At 71.5% G+C, this 16,144-nt stretch carries 16 protein-coding genes; 9 read left to right on the top strand and 7 right to left on the bottom strand.

The window, feature by feature from the left end; all coding sequences use genetic code 11:
* Positions 1 to 55: 55 nt before the first annotated feature.
* On the bottom strand, positions 56 to 1,636 hold the full coding sequence (locus tag VIG79_RS17295; RefSeq protein WP_331887868.1) for a phospholipase D family protein: 1,581 nt from the start codon (positions 1,634 to 1,636) through the stop codon (positions 56 to 58).
* A 41-nt stretch (positions 1,637 to 1,677) separates the two neighbouring features.
* On the opposite strand from VIG79_RS17295, the gene VIG79_RS17290 reads away from it, so the two are divergent.
* Entirely contained in the window at positions 1,678 to 2,490 is an 813-nt protein-coding gene (locus VIG79_RS17290; RefSeq protein WP_331887865.1) for a DUF427 domain-containing protein, read from the top strand.
* Here the strand turns inward: VIG79_RS17290 and VIG79_RS17285 are convergent.
* From VIG79_RS17285 to VIG79_RS17275, 3 genes are all read right to left on the bottom strand, one after another.
* Positions 2,462 to 3,727 (bottom strand): ankyrin repeat domain-containing protein, encoded by a 1,266-nt coding sequence (locus VIG79_RS17285; RefSeq protein ID WP_331887863.1) that lies wholly within the window; start codon positions 3,725 to 3,727, stop codon positions 2,462 to 2,464. The two genes, VIG79_RS17290 and VIG79_RS17285, sit on opposite strands and share 29 nt — an antisense overlap.
* 156 nt (positions 3,728 to 3,883) lie before the next feature.
* On the bottom strand, positions 3,884 to 4,264 hold the full coding sequence (locus VIG79_RS17280) for a VOC family protein (RefSeq protein ID WP_331887861.1): 381 nt from the start codon (positions 4,262 to 4,264) through the stop codon (positions 3,884 to 3,886).
* Positions 4,257 to 5,087 (bottom strand): MerR family transcriptional regulator, encoded by an 831-nt coding sequence (locus tag VIG79_RS17275; RefSeq protein WP_331887859.1) that lies wholly within the window; start codon positions 5,085 to 5,087, stop codon positions 4,257 to 4,259. The genes VIG79_RS17280 and VIG79_RS17275 overlap by 8 nt, the downstream gene beginning before the upstream one ends.
* An 86-nt stretch (positions 5,088 to 5,173) precedes the next feature.
* Here VIG79_RS17275 and VIG79_RS17270 point away from each other — a divergent pair, with 86 nt between their 5' ends.
* From VIG79_RS17270 to VIG79_RS17260, 3 genes are all read left to right on the top strand, one after another.
* The gene (locus VIG79_RS17270; RefSeq protein WP_331887857.1) at positions 5,174 to 5,683 is read left to right on the top strand and encodes an antitoxin; all 510 of its coding nucleotides are present in this window, start codon (positions 5,174 to 5,176) and stop codon (positions 5,681 to 5,683) included.
* 161 nt (positions 5,684 to 5,844) lie between these two features.
* Positions 5,845 to 6,999: an acyl-CoA dehydrogenase family protein gene (locus VIG79_RS17265; protein WP_331887855.1), complete on the top strand. Its 1,155-nt coding sequence runs from the start codon at positions 5,845 to 5,847 to the stop codon at positions 6,997 to 6,999.
* An 11-nt stretch (positions 7,000 to 7,010) separates the two neighbouring features.
* Positions 7,011 to 7,775, top strand: a complete 765-nt coding sequence (locus VIG79_RS17260; protein ID WP_331887853.1) for an SDR family NAD(P)-dependent oxidoreductase — start codon at positions 7,011 to 7,013, stop codon at positions 7,773 to 7,775.
* 9 nt (positions 7,776 to 7,784) lie between these two features.
* On the opposite strand, the gene VIG79_RS17255 is transcribed toward VIG79_RS17260, so the two are convergent.
* Positions 7,785 to 9,311, bottom strand: coding sequence for an ATP-dependent DNA ligase (locus VIG79_RS17255; RefSeq protein WP_331887851.1), 1,527 nt, complete (start codon positions 9,309 to 9,311; stop codon positions 7,785 to 7,787).
* Positions 9,302 to 10,309: a YafY family protein gene (locus VIG79_RS17250; protein ID WP_331887849.1), complete on the bottom strand. Its 1,008-nt coding sequence runs from the start codon at positions 10,307 to 10,309 to the stop codon at positions 9,302 to 9,304. Before VIG79_RS17250 ends, VIG79_RS17255 begins: the two co-directional genes overlap by 10 nt.
* A 101-nt stretch (positions 10,310 to 10,410) precedes the next feature.
* Here VIG79_RS17250 and VIG79_RS17245 point away from each other — a divergent pair, with 101 nt between their 5' ends.
* From VIG79_RS17245 to VIG79_RS17230, 4 genes are all read left to right on the top strand, one after another.
* A complete protein-coding gene (locus tag VIG79_RS17245; protein WP_331887847.1) occupies positions 10,411 to 11,892 on the top strand; it encodes an MFS transporter in 1,482 nt (493 codons plus the stop codon).
* Positions 11,893 to 11,922: 30 nt separating this feature from the next.
* Complete coding sequence (locus VIG79_RS17240; protein WP_331887845.1) at positions 11,923 to 12,795, top strand: MOSC domain-containing protein; 873 nt, start codon at positions 11,923 to 11,925, stop codon at positions 12,793 to 12,795.
* Positions 12,796 to 13,329: 534 nt separating this feature from the next.
* Entirely contained in the window at positions 13,330 to 14,571 is a 1,242-nt protein-coding gene (locus VIG79_RS17235; RefSeq protein ID WP_331887843.1) for a hypothetical protein, read from the top strand.
* Positions 14,572 to 14,590: 19 nt separating this feature from the next.
* The gene (locus VIG79_RS17230; protein ID WP_331887841.1) at positions 14,591 to 14,812 is read left to right on the top strand and encodes a hypothetical protein; all 222 of its coding nucleotides are present in this window, start codon (positions 14,591 to 14,593) and stop codon (positions 14,810 to 14,812) included.
* Between the two features lie 135 nt (positions 14,813 to 14,947).
* On the opposite strand, the gene VIG79_RS17225 is transcribed toward VIG79_RS17230, so the two are convergent.
* A complete protein-coding gene (locus tag VIG79_RS17225; RefSeq protein WP_331887839.1) occupies positions 14,948 to 15,706 on the bottom strand; it encodes a DUF5995 family protein in 759 nt (252 codons plus the stop codon).
* Between the two features lie 197 nt (positions 15,707 to 15,903).
* Between VIG79_RS17225 and VIG79_RS17220 the strand changes: the two genes are divergently transcribed.
* Positions 15,904 to 16,144, top strand: a 241-nt coding sequence (locus VIG79_RS17220) for a Gfo/Idh/MocA family oxidoreductase (RefSeq protein ID WP_331887837.1), incomplete at its 3' end; no start/stop codon positions are given.

Below are 16,144 nucleotides of genomic sequence, written 5' to 3'. Positions count from 1 at the left end.
TCCTCGGGGTCCCCGCGAAGTATCGGAGCGGAGCGGAGAACTTCGTGGGGTGAACTCAGTAGTCCTGGCCGCCGCGGATGGGGCCGGGGCGTCCGTCGGGGTCGTGCAGCACCTCCAGCGGCACCTTGGCCCACCCTCGCTGCCACGCGGTCAGCTCCGGCAGCGGCAGGCGCCGCAGCCGTCCCGGCGGCCGCTCCCCCACCCGACCAGAGGCGTGCCAGGCATCCAGCCGACCGGCACTGGCGGCGTAGGCGTCGAACAGACCGGCGGGCTCGACGCAGTCGGCCATCGCCCCGTCCAGGCCGTTGGTCGCCGCGTCGTCGAGGCGGTCGAGATGCTCGGCGGCCAGGGTGAGCCGGAGGGACCGCGCGTAGTCCGCATCAAGAACCACGCAGGACAGCTCGGAGTCGTGCGTCCACGAGCGCCGGTTGAAGTTGTCGGACCCGACGCTGGCCCAGACGTCGTCGATGACGCAGACCTTGGCGTGTACGTACACCGGTGTGCCGTCATGGTTCTCGATGCCGTAGGCCGCCACCCGACCTGGTGCCACCGACCGGACGGCCCGGAACGCCCGGTGGCGCCCGAGCAGCTCGGGGACCCGGGCGAGGCCGTCGACGTCCGGGACCAGCGGGATCACCACGACGAGGCGCAGGTCGGGATGGTTCCGCAGCGCGGTGAGGAACGGTTCGGCGACGTCGTGCCCCCAGAAGTACTGGTCCTCGACGTAGACCAGGCCGCTGGCCCGTGCGATCGCCTTGGTGTAGCCCCGCGCCACGCTGCGCTCGCCGCGGCGGGCGAACGGGAAGTCGCGGCCGTGCCGCAGGTTCGGATAGGTCCGCAGCAGCTGGACCGTATGCGCACCGGCCCGCGGCGGTGGTGGCTGTTGCGCCGGCAGCGGGCCGGGCCGGACGTCCAGGCCACGAACCCGGTCGGAGAGCCGGCGCAGCGGGCTTCGGCTGAGCGGGGTGGGGTCCTCCCACCGCTCCCGGAACACGGTCTCGACGTCGTGGACCGCCGGGCCCTGGATCCGCACCTGGAGGTCGTGCCAGGGCGGGTTCGGCCCGTACTCGTCGGTGAGCGGCTGGGCCTGCGGGTCGCCGCGGTGGTCGGCGTCGTCGCGGCGGTTGTGGGCCAGGTCGATGCCGCCGACGAAGGCCACATCGCGGGAGGGGTCGTCGCGGTGCCGGACGACCACGAACTTCTGGTGGTGCGAGCCGCCGGCCCGAACCCGCATGTCCAGCAGCACTTCGGCCCCCCGGCGCTGGAGCTGCTCGCCCAGGTGCCGGTTCTCGGTGGCGAAGAAGCCGGTCTGGTCGAGGTGCGAACGCCACACCAGGCCCCGGACGTCGACGCCGCGCTCGTCCGCGGCGCCCAGCACCTCGAGCACCTCCGAGCCCGGCTCTCCCGTCAGTCGTTCGTCCGCGTCGCCCTGCCAGTCGGTGAAGAGCACGAGGTCGCCCTCGCGGGTCGCCGACAGCACCGCGTGGAGCGCTCCGAAGTAGGCCGACCCGTGCACGAGCGGGGTGACGAGGTTCCCCTCCGACCAGGCGTGGTCACCCTCGTGGCGGTCGTCCAGCCGCGTGCTCAGGTTCCCGCGCTCGGTCCGAGTGAGCAGCCACTCCCGGGGTTCGGTCACGCATCCGAGGATGCCCTACGCGGGCTCGTATCCTGGAGGGCATGTCCGTTCAGATGATGTCAGTCCTCGCCGGCGCGATGCGAGACCTGCGCCAGCACCCCGCCGCCGTCCGGGTGCGGGCCGAGAAGGACGGGACCACCGTGGTCGACACGTTCGCCGCGCGCCTGGTCTGGGAGCCGCGCCGGATCGTCTCCGCGTATGCGGTTCCGGTCGCCGACATCGGCGGGACGCTCGTGAACCCCCGAACGGTCTCGCCCGAGGTGCGTTCGCTGCCACCGGTGCTCAGCCCGCGCCAGGGGTTCGCCGTGCACTCGGCGGCCGGTACCGCATACGACGTCGAGACGGCGGCCGGGACCGTGCACGACGCGGCCTTCGTGCTCGACGACCCCGACCTCGAGGGCTACGCGGTGCTCAACTGGGACGCGTTCACCCGCTGGTTCGAGGAGGGCGAGGAGGTCCGGGGGCATCCGCGCGAGCCGTTCCACTCGATCCGGTGCCTACCATCGGACCGGCACGTGGTCGTCGAGGTCGACGGGCAGGTCCTCGCCGACACGACCCGCGCGGTGATGCTGGTCGAGACCACGCTGCCCGCCCGGTGGTACATCCCGCGCGAGGACGTCCGGATGGACCTCCTCGCACCCTCCGACTCGCACACCATCTGCGCCTACAAGGGACAGGCGTCCTACTGGTCCTACGGCGACGTGGAGGACATCGTGTGGACCTACGACGACCCGCGCCACGAGGCCGCGCCGGTCCGCGGAATGCTGTCGTTCTACGCCGAGCACACCGACTACATCGTCGACGGCGAACGGATCGCACGGCCGGTCACCGAGTGGAGCCAGTCACGGACCTGAGGATCGCGGCCGTCCCCGGCTGACGGGCGTACTCGGCCCAGGCGAGCGGCGTCATCCCAAACATGTCGTCGAGCAGGTCCGGGTTCGCTCCGGCGGCCAGCAGCGCGCGGACCATCTCGACGTCACCGATCCACGCCTGCTGGTGCAGGGCGGAGTGACCGTCCTCGTAGGCGTCGACGTGGGCTCCGGCGCGGACCGCCGCGGCGACGGCCTCCGGAGAGCCGGCGGCGTGAACGCTCGGGGGTCGCGGCGCAGCCGTCGACGATGGAGCGGTGTCCGGGGCGAAGCCGTGCCGCGCCAGCAGCGCCAGCCGTCGGTCGAACCCGTGCGCCTGCGCCCAGTCGACCTGGCGCCGCATCATCTCGGCCGGCGACTCGGTGGCGTCGCCGAGCCGCTGCCGCCAGGCGCCGCCGTCACCGGTCCCGAGGCCGTAGTCGAACAGCAGCTCGAGGTGGCTGTCGTCGCGTCCGAACATCCGGTTGTAGAGCGTCTGGCCGTCGTTCGGGTCGGCGCCGCGCTCGAGGAGCAGCCGGGCCAGCGGCTCCCATTGCGGGTGGCGCGGTTGGCGTCCGGGTCCCTGCTCCCCCTCGCCGAAGCAGCCGGTCAGGGCGGTGAACGGCGTGGGCAGCCCCTGCCAGAGGTACCCCGAGGCCGGGTCGGCACCCGAGTCGAGGAGCACCCGGGCGGTGGCGACGGCGTCGCTCTGCGCGACCCGGGAGTAGACGAGGTAGACCAACGGCACCCAGCGGAACGGACCGCCGTCACGCGTGGCGGCTGACCGGTCGGCGGCGAGGTGCGCCCGAACCGCCTCCGGGTCACCCACGACCGCGGCGGCATAGATGCTCCGCGCCGGCAGATCCGGTTGTACGGTAAGGAGATCAGCGGCTTCGGCCCAGCGGGCGGGCTCGTCCGCCGCGGAGTACTGGAGGCAGGCGAGGGCGCAGAACCGCTCGGCGTCGTCGCGAGGCCGGGCGTCGACCGGGTCGCGGCGGAGCTCGGCGGCGATCTCGAGGTAGCGCTTGAGCCTCGGCCAGCTGGCGAACCCGTACCCCCGAGCCACGACCAGCTGGGCGTCGGTGAGCGTGAACGCCGACCGGTCGACCCGCATACCGTCCGGGTGGTGGCGCTCGACGAGCGAGACCGCGTGGGGGACGCCGGCCCGGACGGCGCGCTGCAGCCGGCGGGCGTCGCGACGGAACCGGTCGAGCGACGGGTTGTTGGGCAGGGACGCGGCCATGACGGCCTCCTCTCACTCACCCGCTGTCTGCTCTGTCGGGCCGAAAGGAGGTCGGTCCTGCTCGGTCACTGCCGTGCTCCAGGGAGGCTGAGCCCCTTCCCGCAGACCGGGGGCGACCTGGACGCCTCCGGTCAGCATACGACCCAGCGGGTGACCTCAGCCGGCGCTGCCGAGCATCCAGCGGTGGCCGAACGGGTCGCGGAACACCGCGGTCCGTCCGTGGTCGCTGTCCTCGGGTCCGCGGTCCAGCGTGGCTCCGCCGTCGACCGCACGGGAGGTGAGCGCGTCGACGTCGTCGGCCGTGAGGTAGAGCGTGACCGCGGCGCCGCGACCCTCGGCCGGTGCCTCGACGTGGAGAGCGGGATAGGCGTCGGACATCATCAGCGGCGCACCGCCGAACGACAGCTCGACGTGGCCGATCCGCCCGTCGTCCATGACGATCGGGCCCTCGGTGACCTCCGCTCCCATCGACGCGACGTACCAGTCGATCGCCGCTCGGGCGTCCTTCGTGCACACGTACGGGCGGATCTCACCCATCGCCTGCTCCTTCCAGTGGTGACATGAACGACCACAGCCCGCCTTCGAGGTCGCGGGCGTCGTACTCGCGGTAGCCGTAGCTCTCGTCGCGTGGTTCGCCGACCACCTCGGCACCGGCCGCGACCGCCCGGGCGTGGTGGGCGTCCACGTCGTCGACCATCACGGCCATGCAGTGCGTCGCTACGCCGAGACTCGCCGGCGAGGCCAGACCGTGCTCCTCCGAGGACGGGTGCAGCCAGACGAGGCCGTCGCCGACGTGGAGCTCGCCGTGCACGACGCGACCGGTCTCGTCTCGGGACAGCCGGCCCGGTCCGAAGCCGAACACCGTCACGAGATGGTCGTGGACGGCCTCGATGTCGTCGTAGACCAGCAGGGTCAGCCGCTGCGTGACGCTCGGGTCCATCTCGCCCAGTCCCTCCATGACCTCGACCAGCTCGCGTTCGTCCGGTCCGTCCGGTGCGACCCGCAGGCTCTCGCCCACCGTCCGAACCCGTTCGCGCAGCCGGCCCATCGCCGCGAGCCGCCCGTCGAGGACGGCGAGGTGGCGCTCGACCGCGTCGGCGAGCTGCTCCAGCGGCGCATCGAGGGCCTCCGGGATCTGCGCCAGCGGGACGCCGACGTGGCGAAGCAGGTTGACGCGGTGCAGACGGCGGATGTCGTCCTCGCCGTAGACGCGGTGACCGCCGGCCAGTCGTTCGGACGGCTGGAGCAGGCCGATCTCCTCGTAGTAGCGCAGCGTGCGGACGGTCAGCCCGGTGCGTCGGGCCACGTCCCCGATTCGGACCTGTTCACGCACCTCGTGCGTCTCGCGCTGGTCGCCCACGTCCTGCACGCTAGAACCTTCCGGGGCGTGAGGATCAAGTCCGGGAACCTCCGATCCGCGAAGAAGCGTTGGTTCGGACGACAACGGTGCCGACCAGGAAGGCAGCAGCCATGGGCTTCTTCGACGACGTGTCTCGCCGGGTGAAACACAAGGCCGTGGAATGGGACGTCCAGGGTAAGGCGGAGAAGGTCGCCGCCGAGCTCGACAAGGTCGCCCACGACGCCAAGGACAAGGCGGCCGAGCTGGCCGACGACAACCGCGGCAAGATCCGCGAGAACCTCGACAAGGCCGGCGCCAAGATCGACGAGCGCACCGAGGGCAAGTACGCCGACAAGGTCGCCAAGGCCAAGGAAACGGTGGCCGGCGGCGTCGACAAGCTCGCCGAGCAGCGGCCCGGCGGTCCGACTCCGCCCGGCGCGACGCCCCCTGGCAGCCCCGCCGGCAGCGGGTATGCGTCAGGCCCGGCGGCTGGTGGCACGGCGGCGGGGACCTACCGGCCCGAGCCGTACCGTCCGGACCCCATCGACCGGCCCGAGCCCATCGACGAACCCCACTCCGGAACCGGCTGGCCCCAGGACCAGCCCCCGCGGCCCTGACCCTGCCGGTTGGCCACGCCACGAGTGGAGCGGTCACGAGTGGGCGCGGGCACGAGTGGGAGCGGGCACGAGCGGCCGGAATTCCGACCGATACGACCCGGTCCCCGTTCGCCTGACCCGGCGTGGTCCAGCATGTGGGACGACCTCGGTAGCATGCCGACATGCCCGCCGTCCGTCTGCTGCCGACCGAGGACGCGCAGGACCTCATCGACCTGACGCGTGAGATCTGCGCGAAGGACCTCGCACCGCAGGTCGACGAGATGGAGCGGGCAGCGGAGTTCCCGCGCGACGCGTTCCGGTTGCTCGGCAAGACCGGGCTGCTGTCGCTGCCGTACCCCGAGGAGTACGGCGGAGGAGGCCAGCCCTACGAGGTCTACCTCCAGGTCGTCGAGGAGATCGCCACGGTCTGGATGAGCGTCGCCGTCGGCGTGAGCGTCCACTCGCTGACCTGCTACCCGGTCGCCTCCTGGGCTACCGTCGCCCAGCGCGAGGCGCTCCTGCCCGGCATGCTCGGCGGCGACCAGCTCGGGGCGTACTGCCTCAGCGAGCCGATGTCCGGCTCCGACGTCGGGTCGATGACCACCCGCGCGACCCTCGAGCCGAGCGGCGACGCATACCGGATCAGGGGGACCAAGGCCTGGATCTCGCACGCCGGTCACGCGGACTTCTACACATCGTTCGTGCGGACCTCCGACGACGGCAGCCGCGGGCTGTCCTGCTTCGTCGTGCCGGCGGACGCGGCGGGGATCGAGTTCGCGCCGGCCGAGCGCAAGATGGGCCTCGCCTCCGACACGGTGCGACAGGTGGTCTTCGACGGCACGCCAGTCGACGCCGACCGGCGCGTCGGTGAGGAGGGTCAGGGGATGGCCATCGCGCTGGCCGCGCTCGACTCCGGACGGCTCGGGATCGCTGCCGCCGCAACGGGACTCGCGCAGGCCGCGCTCGACGCGGCGACCGCATACGCCAAGGAGCGCGAGCAGTTCGGGCGGCCGATCGGCGACTTCCAGGGGATCGCGTTCATGCTGGCCGACATGGAGGCCGCCGTGACCAGCGCCCGGGCGACCTACCTGCACGCGGCCCGGCTGCGCGACGCCGGGCGGGCGTTCTCGACCCAGGCGGCCGTGGCCAAGCTGGTGTGCACCGACAACGCGATGCGGGTCACCACCGACGCGATCCAGGTGCTGGGCGGCGCGGGCTACACCCAGGACTTCCCACTGGAGCGGTACTTCCGCGAGGCGAAGGTCACCCAGATCTTCGAGGGGACCAACCAGATCCAGCGCCTGGTCATCTCGCGCCAGCTGCTGAAGAACACCTGAGGAGCACGCTCTTGCGGATCACCGACACCACCGTCGCGCTCGTCACCGGCGGTGCGTCCGGCCTGGGCGGCGCGACCACCCGCCGGCTCGCCGCCGACGGTGCGCAGGTCGTCATCGTCGACCTCGCGTCCTCGCCGGGCGCGGCGCTGGCCGAGGAGCTGGGCGAGCGGGTCCGGTTCGTACCGGCCGACGTCCGGGACGAGGCCTCCGTGGAGGCGGCCGTGGATACCGCGCAGTCGATGGGCGAGCTGCGGATCACCGTCAACTGCGCGGGCATCGGGACCGCCGGGCGGGTCGTCGGTCGCAACGGGCCGCTGGCACTGGCCGACTTCCAGCGGACCATCGACATCAACCTCGTCGGCACGTTCAACGTCATGCGCCTGGCCGCGGCGGCGATGCTCGGTAACGAGCCGGTCGACGACGACCGCGGCGTCATCGTCATGACCGCCAGCATCGCGGCCTACGACGGGCAGATCGGCCAGGCGGCGTATGCGGCCAGCAAGGGCGGCATCGTCGCGCTCACTCTGTCCGCGGCGCGGGATCTCGCCGACAAGCTCGTCCGCGTGGTCACCATCGCCCCGGGCACCTTCGCGACGCCGATGCTGGCCGGCCTCCCGGACGAGGCCACTGCGGCGCTCGAGGCCGGAATCCCGCACCCGTCGCGGTTGGGCAGACCCGAGGAGTACGCGGCGCTGGTGCGGCACGTCGTCGACAACGGGATGCTCAACGGCGAGGTGATCCGGCTCGACGGCGCCCTGCGGATGCCGCCGCGCTGACCCGCATTCCTAGCCGCTGGGCAGCATCGCCCGGAGGGTCTGGATGGTGTCGGCGTCGTCGGGGCGCTTGTCCTCGCGGTACTGCTTGACGCGGGCGAACCGGAGTGCGATCCCGCCGGGGTATCGGCTGGACCGCTGGACGCCGTCGATGGCGATCTCGACGACGGTGACCGGTTCGACGAACACGACGTGCTTGGTCGACCGGGTCTCGATGGTCGGGAAGTGCTCGGTCTGCCAGCGCAACAGCGCGTCGGTGAGGCCCTTGAACGTCTTGCCGACCATGACGAACTCCCCCGGTTCGCCGAACTCGCCCGTCGGGTCGTAGGCGCCGAGGTGCAGGTTCGACAGCCATCCCGTCCGACGGCCGGACCCCCACTCGACCCCGAGCACGACGAGGTCGTAGGTGTGCACCGGCTTGACCTTGACCCAGCTCTTGCCGCGGCGACCGGCCGCATACACGGAGTCCACACCCTTGACGACGATGCCCTCGTGGCCCGCCGCGAGCGCGTCACGCGAGACGCGCTCGGCGGTGGCCGGGTCGGCGGTGACCTCGCCGGGGATCCGGTATGCGCCGACGACCTTCTCGAGGATCGGCAGCCGCTCGCTGAGCGGCCGGTCGATGAGGTCCTCGCCGTCGACGTGGAGGATGTCGAAGAACCAGGGTTTGAGCACCGTGCTGCGCTGCGCCTCCGCTCCGAACCGCGACATCGTGTCCTGGAAGGGGCGCGGGCCGCCGTCCTCGTCGAGCGAGAGCGTCTCGCCGTCGAGGATGAGCTGCGTGGCCGGGAAGGTCCTCACCACCTCGACGACCTCCGGCACCCGATGGGTGATCTCGGCGAGGCTGCGCGTGTAGACGTGGACGTCGTCGCCGTCGCGATGGACCTGGATGCGGGCGCCGTCGAGCTTGTACTCGACCGAGGCCTCCCCCGTGATGGCGAGCGCGGCCGCGGGGGCGGCGGCGGTAGAGGCGAGCATCGGGAGGACCGGAGTGCCGACCGCGAGGCCGACCTGCTCCAGCGCGTCGGCCCCGCCGGTCAGCGCGAGGCGCGCGGTCTCGCCGAGGTCGCCGCTCAGCATGACCGCGCGACGGACGGTGGCACCGGGGACCTCGGAGGCCTTGGCGACCGCGTCGACGAGGACCCCCTCGAGCGCGCCGGTCCGCATCTCGCCGATGAGGACGCGGGTCACGAACTGTTGCTCGCCGGCGGTGGCCCGCCGGCCGAGGGTCTGGAGGGTGTCCTGGCGCAGGGCGGCCGACCCGGTCCCGGTGGCGGCGAGGAGGTCGTCGAGCAGATGGTCGAGGTCAGCCACGGTGAGGCTCGGCGCCTCGGCCGGTTCGCCCATGAGGCCGGAGACGGTCCGGTACCCCACGCCGACCCGCCCCTGACGGGCGCGACCGATGAGGAAGCCGACGGTCGGCGCGACCTCCTCGGGAGGGAGCCGGCGGAGCAGGTCGGCGAGAGCCTCGACCTTGGCCAGCCGCGACGACGTGGCCGTGACCGTGGCGGCGGCCGCGACGACCTCGCTCAGCAGCATCCCGGAATCCTCGCACCGCCCCCCGACGTCCACCTCCCTGCTGCCGCGAAGCGGCCGGCCCACGCGGCCATCTCGTGGCGAACCGCCTCCGGAGCCTCGACCAGCTCGAACGGGGCGTCGACGATCGCCAGGCCGAAGACGATCCAGCGGGCATCACGCGCCGACATCTCCAGCCGGCACGACTCGTCGGACACCACGGAAACCTGACCCCATCGCCCGATCCGCCGCCCCACCACGTCGGACCGTGCCGACACGAGCGCCACGACGTGCAGCTCCTGCTCCCCGCGCGACATCCCGTCGCGGACGAACGCCGCCGCATCCCCGCCCGGCACCGAACGCGGCCGGAACCGCGCCCGAGTCCCGACGGGCTCGCGCAACCGGTCCAGCCGGAACGACCGCCAGTCCTGCCGGTCCAGGTCGTACGCCACGAGGTACCAGCGCCGCCCGACCGTCACCAGCCGGTGCGGCTCCACGTGGCGACCCAGGTCCGAACCCGCCGACGCCCCACCCGCCGCGCGGTACGTGAACCGCAGCCGCTCGGTGTCCCGGGCCGACTGGGCCACGGTCGCCAGCACGTCCGCCCGGACCGGCGGCGCCGACGAGAACGGCGAGTCCACCGTCACGGCGCGCAACGCCTCCGCCCGTCGGCGGAGCCGTGGCGGCAGCACCTGGACCACCTTGGACAGCGCCGAGACCGACGCCTCCGACAGGGCCCCGGAGCTCATCTGGGCCGCGCCGTTCAGCGCTACGGCCATGGCGATCGCCTCGTCCTCGTCGACGGTGAGCGGCGGCATGGTCGCGCCCGCCCCCAGCTGGTACCCGCCCTCCGAACCCCGCGCCGCGTCCACCGGGTACCCCAGCTCACGCAGCCGCTCGATGTCGCGCCGCAGGGTCCGCTCCGACACCTCCAGCCGGTCGGCCAGTTCGGGTCCCGGCCAGAACCGGTGCGTCTGCAGCAACGAGAGCAGCCGAAGGGTCCGCGAGCTGGTGTTCGCCATGCCTCCAGAATGCCTCACCATCAGGTCAAAAAGTGGCCGCAATGCTCCCTAGCGTGGTGAGTGGAAAGCCACCGGACCACCGACGGACCAAGGAGCACCGCATGACCGCTCTCACCGACGCACCGCCCATCGAGAACCGCCCCCTCACCGCCCTGCCGACCGGCCGCGCGCGCACGATCGCCCTGTTCAGCCTGTTTCTCGCCTCGACCATGGAGCTGCTCGACACGACGATCGTCAACGTCGCCCTCCCCAGCATCGCGACCGGACTCGGCGCGACCGCCGCCCAGCTGCAGTGGATGGTCGCCGCATACCCGCTGGCCTTTGCCGTCGCCCTCATCACCGGTTCGCGGCTCGGCGACCTCTGGGGCCGCAAGCGGCTGTTCGTCGTCGGCCTGGTCGCGTTCACCGTGATGTCCGCGGCCTGCGGGCTGGCCCCGAGCGCCGAGGCGCTCATCGGGTTCCGTGCCCTGCAGGGGCTCGCCGCCGCGGCGATGATCCCCCAGGTTCTCACCAGCATCCAGGTCATGTATGCGCCGAACGAGCGGGCCGCCGCCATGGGCCTGTTCACGGCGCTGGCCGGCGTGACCGCCGTCCTCGGGCCGGTGCTGGGTGCGGTCCTCATCAACGCGAACATCGCCGGCACCGGCTGGCGCTCGATCTTCCTCGTCAACGTGCCGGTCGGCATCGTCGCGATCGTCGCCGCTGTCACGTGGGTGCCGAACTCGGTCTCCGAACGCCGTCCCGGCATCGACGTTCGCGGCGTCCTCGTCCTGGCGGCCGGTCTGCTCGCGGTCCTCTACCCGCTGACCATGGGTCGCGAGCTCGGCTGGCCGGGCTGGGGCTACGCGCTCATCGCCGCCGGCATCGTCACGCTGGTCGCGTTCGTCCGCCACCAGCAGCGCACCGAGCGCGACGGTCGCGAACCGCTGGTCACCCTGAGCCTCTACCGGCTGCGGTCGTTCGGCGCCGGCTCGGGCGTACACGGGCTGCTGTTCGTCGCGATGGGCGCCACGTTCCTCTGCCAGACCGTCTACCTCCAAGCCGGGCTCGGCTGGACCGTCCTCCACGCCGGCCTCGCCGGTCTGCCGTTCGCGGTCGCGACCTCGATCTTCGCCGGCGTCGGCATGGGAGTCCTGGTCCCGCGGATCGGCACGCGCGTCCTGCCGGTCGGCGCGATCGTCTGGGCGGTCGGCGCGCTGCTGCTGCTCGTCGCGGTTCACGGCGCGACGGCCGATACCTCGACGTGGGCGTTCGTGCCCGGGTTCGTCGTGTCCGGCGCCGGGTTCGGGCTGATGGTCGCCCCGATCGGCATGTTCACGATCACCGACGTGCCGGTCGCCCACGCGGGGTCGGCGTCGGGCCTGCTCAGCACGACCGGCCAGCTCGGCAGCGCCGTGGGCGTCGCCGTCGTGGGCACCGTCTTCTTCTCGGTGGTCGAGCGCAACGCGGGTGGGGTCCCGAGCGAGATGTTCGGGCCGGCCTTCGAGATCGTCCTCGGCGTGCTCGTCGTCCTCATGGTCGTGTCCGCCGTCGTGGCCCGGCTCCTTCCGAACGGGCCGGCAACGGCGCCCGCCGGCGAGTGAGCGCGTACCCCGCGTGACAACATCGCGCGTATGCGCGTGACCGGACTCCGCCTCTACCCCGTCAAGTCCCTCGGCGGCGTAGAGGTGGAGTCCGCGGTCGTGGAAGCGTCCGGGATCGCGGGGGACCGCCGCTGGGCGCTCGTCGACGATGCGGGCGACCAGGTCACGGCCCGCGAGGTGCACCAGCTGCTCCGGGTCACGGCGCAGGTCGTCGACGAGGACACCATCCGGCTCACGGACCGGGCCGACGGCGCGTCCATCCTCGTCGACACCCCGCTGGGGCTCGGGCCGGTCCCCGTCGGCCTCTCCCGGCAGCCGTTCCTCGCACCCGCGGACGAGGACGTGAACCGCTGGCTCAGCGACCGGGTCGGGACGCGGGTGCGGCTGGTCTGGCAGGAGGACCCGACCTCGCGGCCGATCTCCGGCGCCCACGGCGGCCGACCCGGTGACGTCATGAATCTCGCCGACGCCGGGCCGGTCCTGCTCGTCAGCGAAGCGTCGATGGCCCAGCTCAACGCGTGGATCCGGGCGGAGTCCGATGTACCGGATCTCGCCGACCTCGACCCGGCCGACATCAGCGATGTCGCCGCCTCGCCGGTGAGCGAGCCACTCGACATCCTCCGGTTCCGCGGCAACATCGTCATCGACGGCGACCAGCCGTTCGCCGAGGACGGGTGGCCTGGGGTACGGATCGGCGATGTCGAGTTTCGGACCACAGAGACCTGCGACCGGTGCGTGATGACGACGCTCGACCCGGTCACCCTCGAGGGTGGCAAGGAGCCGATCCGCACCATGGCGCGGCACCGACGGTGGGAGCGCAAGACCTGGTTCGGCACTCGCTTGGTGCGGACCGGTGGCGGCCACTCGATCCACGTCAGCGACCCCGTGGAGCCCCTTGGCTGACCGGGGCGGCAGCGTCAGCGACCTTGGACCCACGCCATCGGGTCATACCTCCCGTCACTCGCACACCAGCGACCCGGCGTGTCGAGCCGACACGCCGCTCTCGCCGAAACCCGTTGGAAAATCGTCCGATCCAGCCCTTGCCAACCGGCAGGGGCGAGGCGTAGAAATCTCCCTACGCCCTTCCGCAAGGAGGGGCGGTCGGACGGCAATCGAGGTCCACACCAGCGGAGCAATCTGCTGGACTCGCGGGACGACGCGGGGGGACCAGGCGCGCTGACCGACGTTCGGGGGCCGTCAGACCCGGACACACCGAGACCCGGCCAACTCATACTTGGCCGGGTCTCACCTTGTCTGCGCGCTTGTCGCCCAAGGCCTGCGGGTTCGCCTCATGTCTACCGGCCGATCGTGCCGTGGTGTGTGACCAACACGCGTCCAGCGTGTAAACAGTGGACGGCCCGAAACCCGCGCTACCCGCGCCGCCCGGACCCCGATACGGTCGTCTCGTCGAGCCCGCTCCGCCCCAGGAGGTCTCCCGTGCCGGACCACCAACGTCACCTCATCGGACTGCTCCTCGGCGCCGAGGAGGACTGGCCGCAGGCGTTCGAGGCGATCCTCCGACGGGTCGGCCCGGTCACCGACGCCTCGGGAGTCGTCCACGACGTCGAGTCCGAGCGGCTCACCATCGAGCCGTTCGAGCTGACCGACCCGGTGCGCCCGGGCCTGGTGATCGACCGCCTCGCGTACTGGTACTACCACCCCCGCGAGTGGCTCAAGAAGGCCGCGCTGATGGACGGCACCTACCTGCTCAACAGCCCGTTCACGTTCCAGTCCATGGAGAAGCACTCGGCCTACTGCGCGATGGTGCGGCTCGGACTGAAGATCCCTCGCACCGTGCTGGTCCCGTACAAGAACCCGGTCGACAACACCCGGTGGGCCTATACGGCGGCGAAGTACAACCAGTCGTTCGACCTCGACACCATCGCCGCCGACCTCGGGTACCCGCTCTACATGAAGCCGTTCGACGGCGGCGGCTGGCGGGGCGTCTCGCGGATCAACAACCAGGACGACCTGCACCAGGCCTACGACGAGTCCGGCGAGATGCTCATGCACCTGCAGGCGACCGTCGACTACGACAAGTTCGCCCGGGCCCTCTCGATCGGGCCCGAGACGATGGTCATGGACTTCCGGCCGGATGAGCCGATGCACAACCGGTATGCGGTCTCGCACGGCTTCCTGTCGCCCAAGGCGGGCTCGGAGTGCGCGGCGATCAGCAAGATCATCAACGCCTTCTTCGGCTGGGAGTTCAACTCCGCCGAGATGCTCGTCACCGGGGACGAGGTCTACCCCATCGACTACGCCAACGCCTGTCCCGATGTGGCGGTCACCTCGCTGCACTACTACTTCCCCTGGGCCATCACCGCCCTGGTGCGCTGGTCGGTCTACTCCCTGGTCACCGGCCGGACAATGTCGGTCGACCTGCACACCGAGCGGTACTTTGCCATCGCCGACGACGAGTCGCTGTCCTACGACAGCAAGATCGCCGCCTACCTCGCACTGGCCAACGAGCACTACTCGACGGACCGCTACTGGCAGTTCTGCGAGGAGTACCTCCCTCACCTGCCGGAGCAGGTCCACGACTGGGTCACGTCCCCCGACTTCGACCGGATCCTGCGCGAGACGGTGGACGCGACCTACCCCGAGCACGAGCGGGAGCAGTTCATGGCCCACTTCCGCGGCTTGCTCGAGATGTGGGCGAAGGACAACGCCGCTGTCTGAGATCGCCGTCGAGCGCTACGTGACGACGGTGATCGGCGCCGTCGCGGGCGATGACTGGGTCGCGCTGCGGCGCGTCCTGCACCCCTACCTGCGCTTCACCGACGAGTACGGGCGCACCACGCGCGGGCGGACCAAGGTGATCGCGCTGCTCCGGATGTGCGAGACCCTCGACCCGCCGACCGAGGTCGAGCTGCGCGAGGGCCAGGTCTACCGCTGGTGCTGCCCCACGACCGCCGACTGACGCTCCCAGGCAACGTCCGTCAGGATCGTGGTGCATTGTCGACCCTCTGGGGTCAGCTCGTCACCACGATCACGAGCGAACACTCAGGGTGGAGCGAAGTTGGTGCTCTGACGCTGACTTTGCTCCACCGAGAGCTCAGCCCGGCGGGGGCAGGGTCACCCCGAAGCCGCCAACGGCCAGCCGGAGCACCACCTGCCCCGGCGCGAGCAGGTCGCCGATCTTGGCGGCACTGAGAATCTCGAGCTCGGCCAGCCGGGTCGCGTACGCCTCGGGTCCGCCCAGCCGGGCCGCGTTCAGCTCGCGGGTGTTGTGCCAGACCTTCTGGCGGGCCTCGCGCAGGAACCGCTTCGAGCCGGCTCGGTTGAGGGGCTGCAGCACCCGGTCGAGGACGGACCGCCTCGACGCCGAGGAGAGCTCGGCGTCCTCGGCCGACACCCGGCCGGACAGGATCGCGTCGATCCGCTCGTGGTCTCGCTGCCGCCGGGCCAGGATCGCAGCCCGGTCGAACTCCTCGGGACTGATCACCGCGATGAGCGACTGCGGCAGGTCGTCGTTAATGTGCGCGTTGATCCCCAGCAGCAGCCGGCGCAGCGGCGGCAGGTCCCTCGGCGCCGCGAACGCCAACCGCCACGGCCGGGCCACCTCGGCGCCCGCCACCCGGGCCTCGAGCGCGCTGACGTAGAGGTCGGCGAACGCGACGTCCCACCGGTCCACCCAGCCCGGGTCCTCGAACCGGCCCTGCTCCACCTGCTCACCGACGGCGACGGTGGTGCGGCGGTACGTGGCGAGGAAGGTGGCCTGGGAGTCGAGCTCGGGCGGCAGGGTGTCGAGCAGCACATTCATCCGGGCGAGTACTCCAGAGATGCCGGTCAGCGGGTCCGAGGTCAACGACATCGCCTCCTCGAGAGCATTCTCGGACCGCCGCGGTCCCGACGAGACGCAAATCGTCAGACCGACCTCGTCCAGATCGTGGGCACCGTCCCGGGCCATGTCAGAGCGACATCATAATGTCCTGACATTTGCTTGACATTTGTTCGCACGGGCAGAACGATCGGACGCACGGCGATCGGCGTCGACACGAGGGAGTGGGTATGCGCATCGGGCTTGCGGGCGTCGGACGGATCGGCGCCTTCCATGCGGAGACGCTGACGGGTCTCGACTTCGTCGACGAGCTCGTCGTCACCGACGCGTTCCCCGAGGCGGCCCACAGCGTGGCGGACCGGCTCGGGGTCGGCTTCGCCGAGACGCCCCAGGCTCTGCTCGACTCCGGCGTGGACGCCTTCGTCATCGCCACCGCCACCCCGGGCCACGCCCCACTGCTCCGTCTGGGCG

The sequence above is a fragment of the Lapillicoccus sp. genome (genome assembly GCF_036559105.1).
GTDB lineage: Bacteria > Actinomycetota > Actinomycetes > Actinomycetales > Dermatophilaceae > Lapillicoccus.
This window is presented reverse-complemented; position numbering and strand designations above follow the sequence as displayed.

Coding starts and splice junctions, on each gene's coding strand:
- VIG79_RS17245 (WP_331887847.1), top strand. CDS start 10,411: ATGACCGCTCTCACCGACGCACCGCCCATCGAGAACCGCCCCCTCACC.
- VIG79_RS17265 (WP_331887855.1), top strand. CDS start 5,845: ATGCCCGCCGTCCGTCTGCTGCCGACCGAGGACGCGCAGGACCTCATC.
- VIG79_RS17225 (WP_331887839.1), bottom strand. CDS start 15,706: ATGTCGTTGACCTCGGACCCGCTGACCGGCATCTCTGGAGTACTCGCC.
- VIG79_RS17240 (WP_331887845.1), top strand. CDS start 11,923: ATGCGCGTGACCGGACTCCGCCTCTACCCCGTCAAGTCCCTCGGCGGC.
- VIG79_RS17255 (WP_331887851.1), bottom strand. CDS start 9,311: ATGCTGCTGAGCGAGGTCGTCGCGGCCGCCGCCACGGTCACGGCCACG.
- VIG79_RS17250 (WP_331887849.1), bottom strand. CDS start 10,309: ATGGCGAACACCAGCTCGCGGACCCTTCGGCTGCTCTCGTTGCTGCAG.
- VIG79_RS17290 (WP_331887865.1), top strand. CDS start 1,678: ATGTCCGTTCAGATGATGTCAGTCCTCGCCGGCGCGATGCGAGACCTG.
- VIG79_RS17280 (WP_331887861.1), bottom strand. CDS start 4,264: ATGGGTGAGATCCGCCCGTACGTGTGCACGAAGGACGCCCGAGCGGCG.
- VIG79_RS17285 (WP_331887863.1), bottom strand. CDS start 3,727: ATGGCCGCGTCCCTGCCCAACAACCCGTCGCTCGACCGGTTCCGTCGC.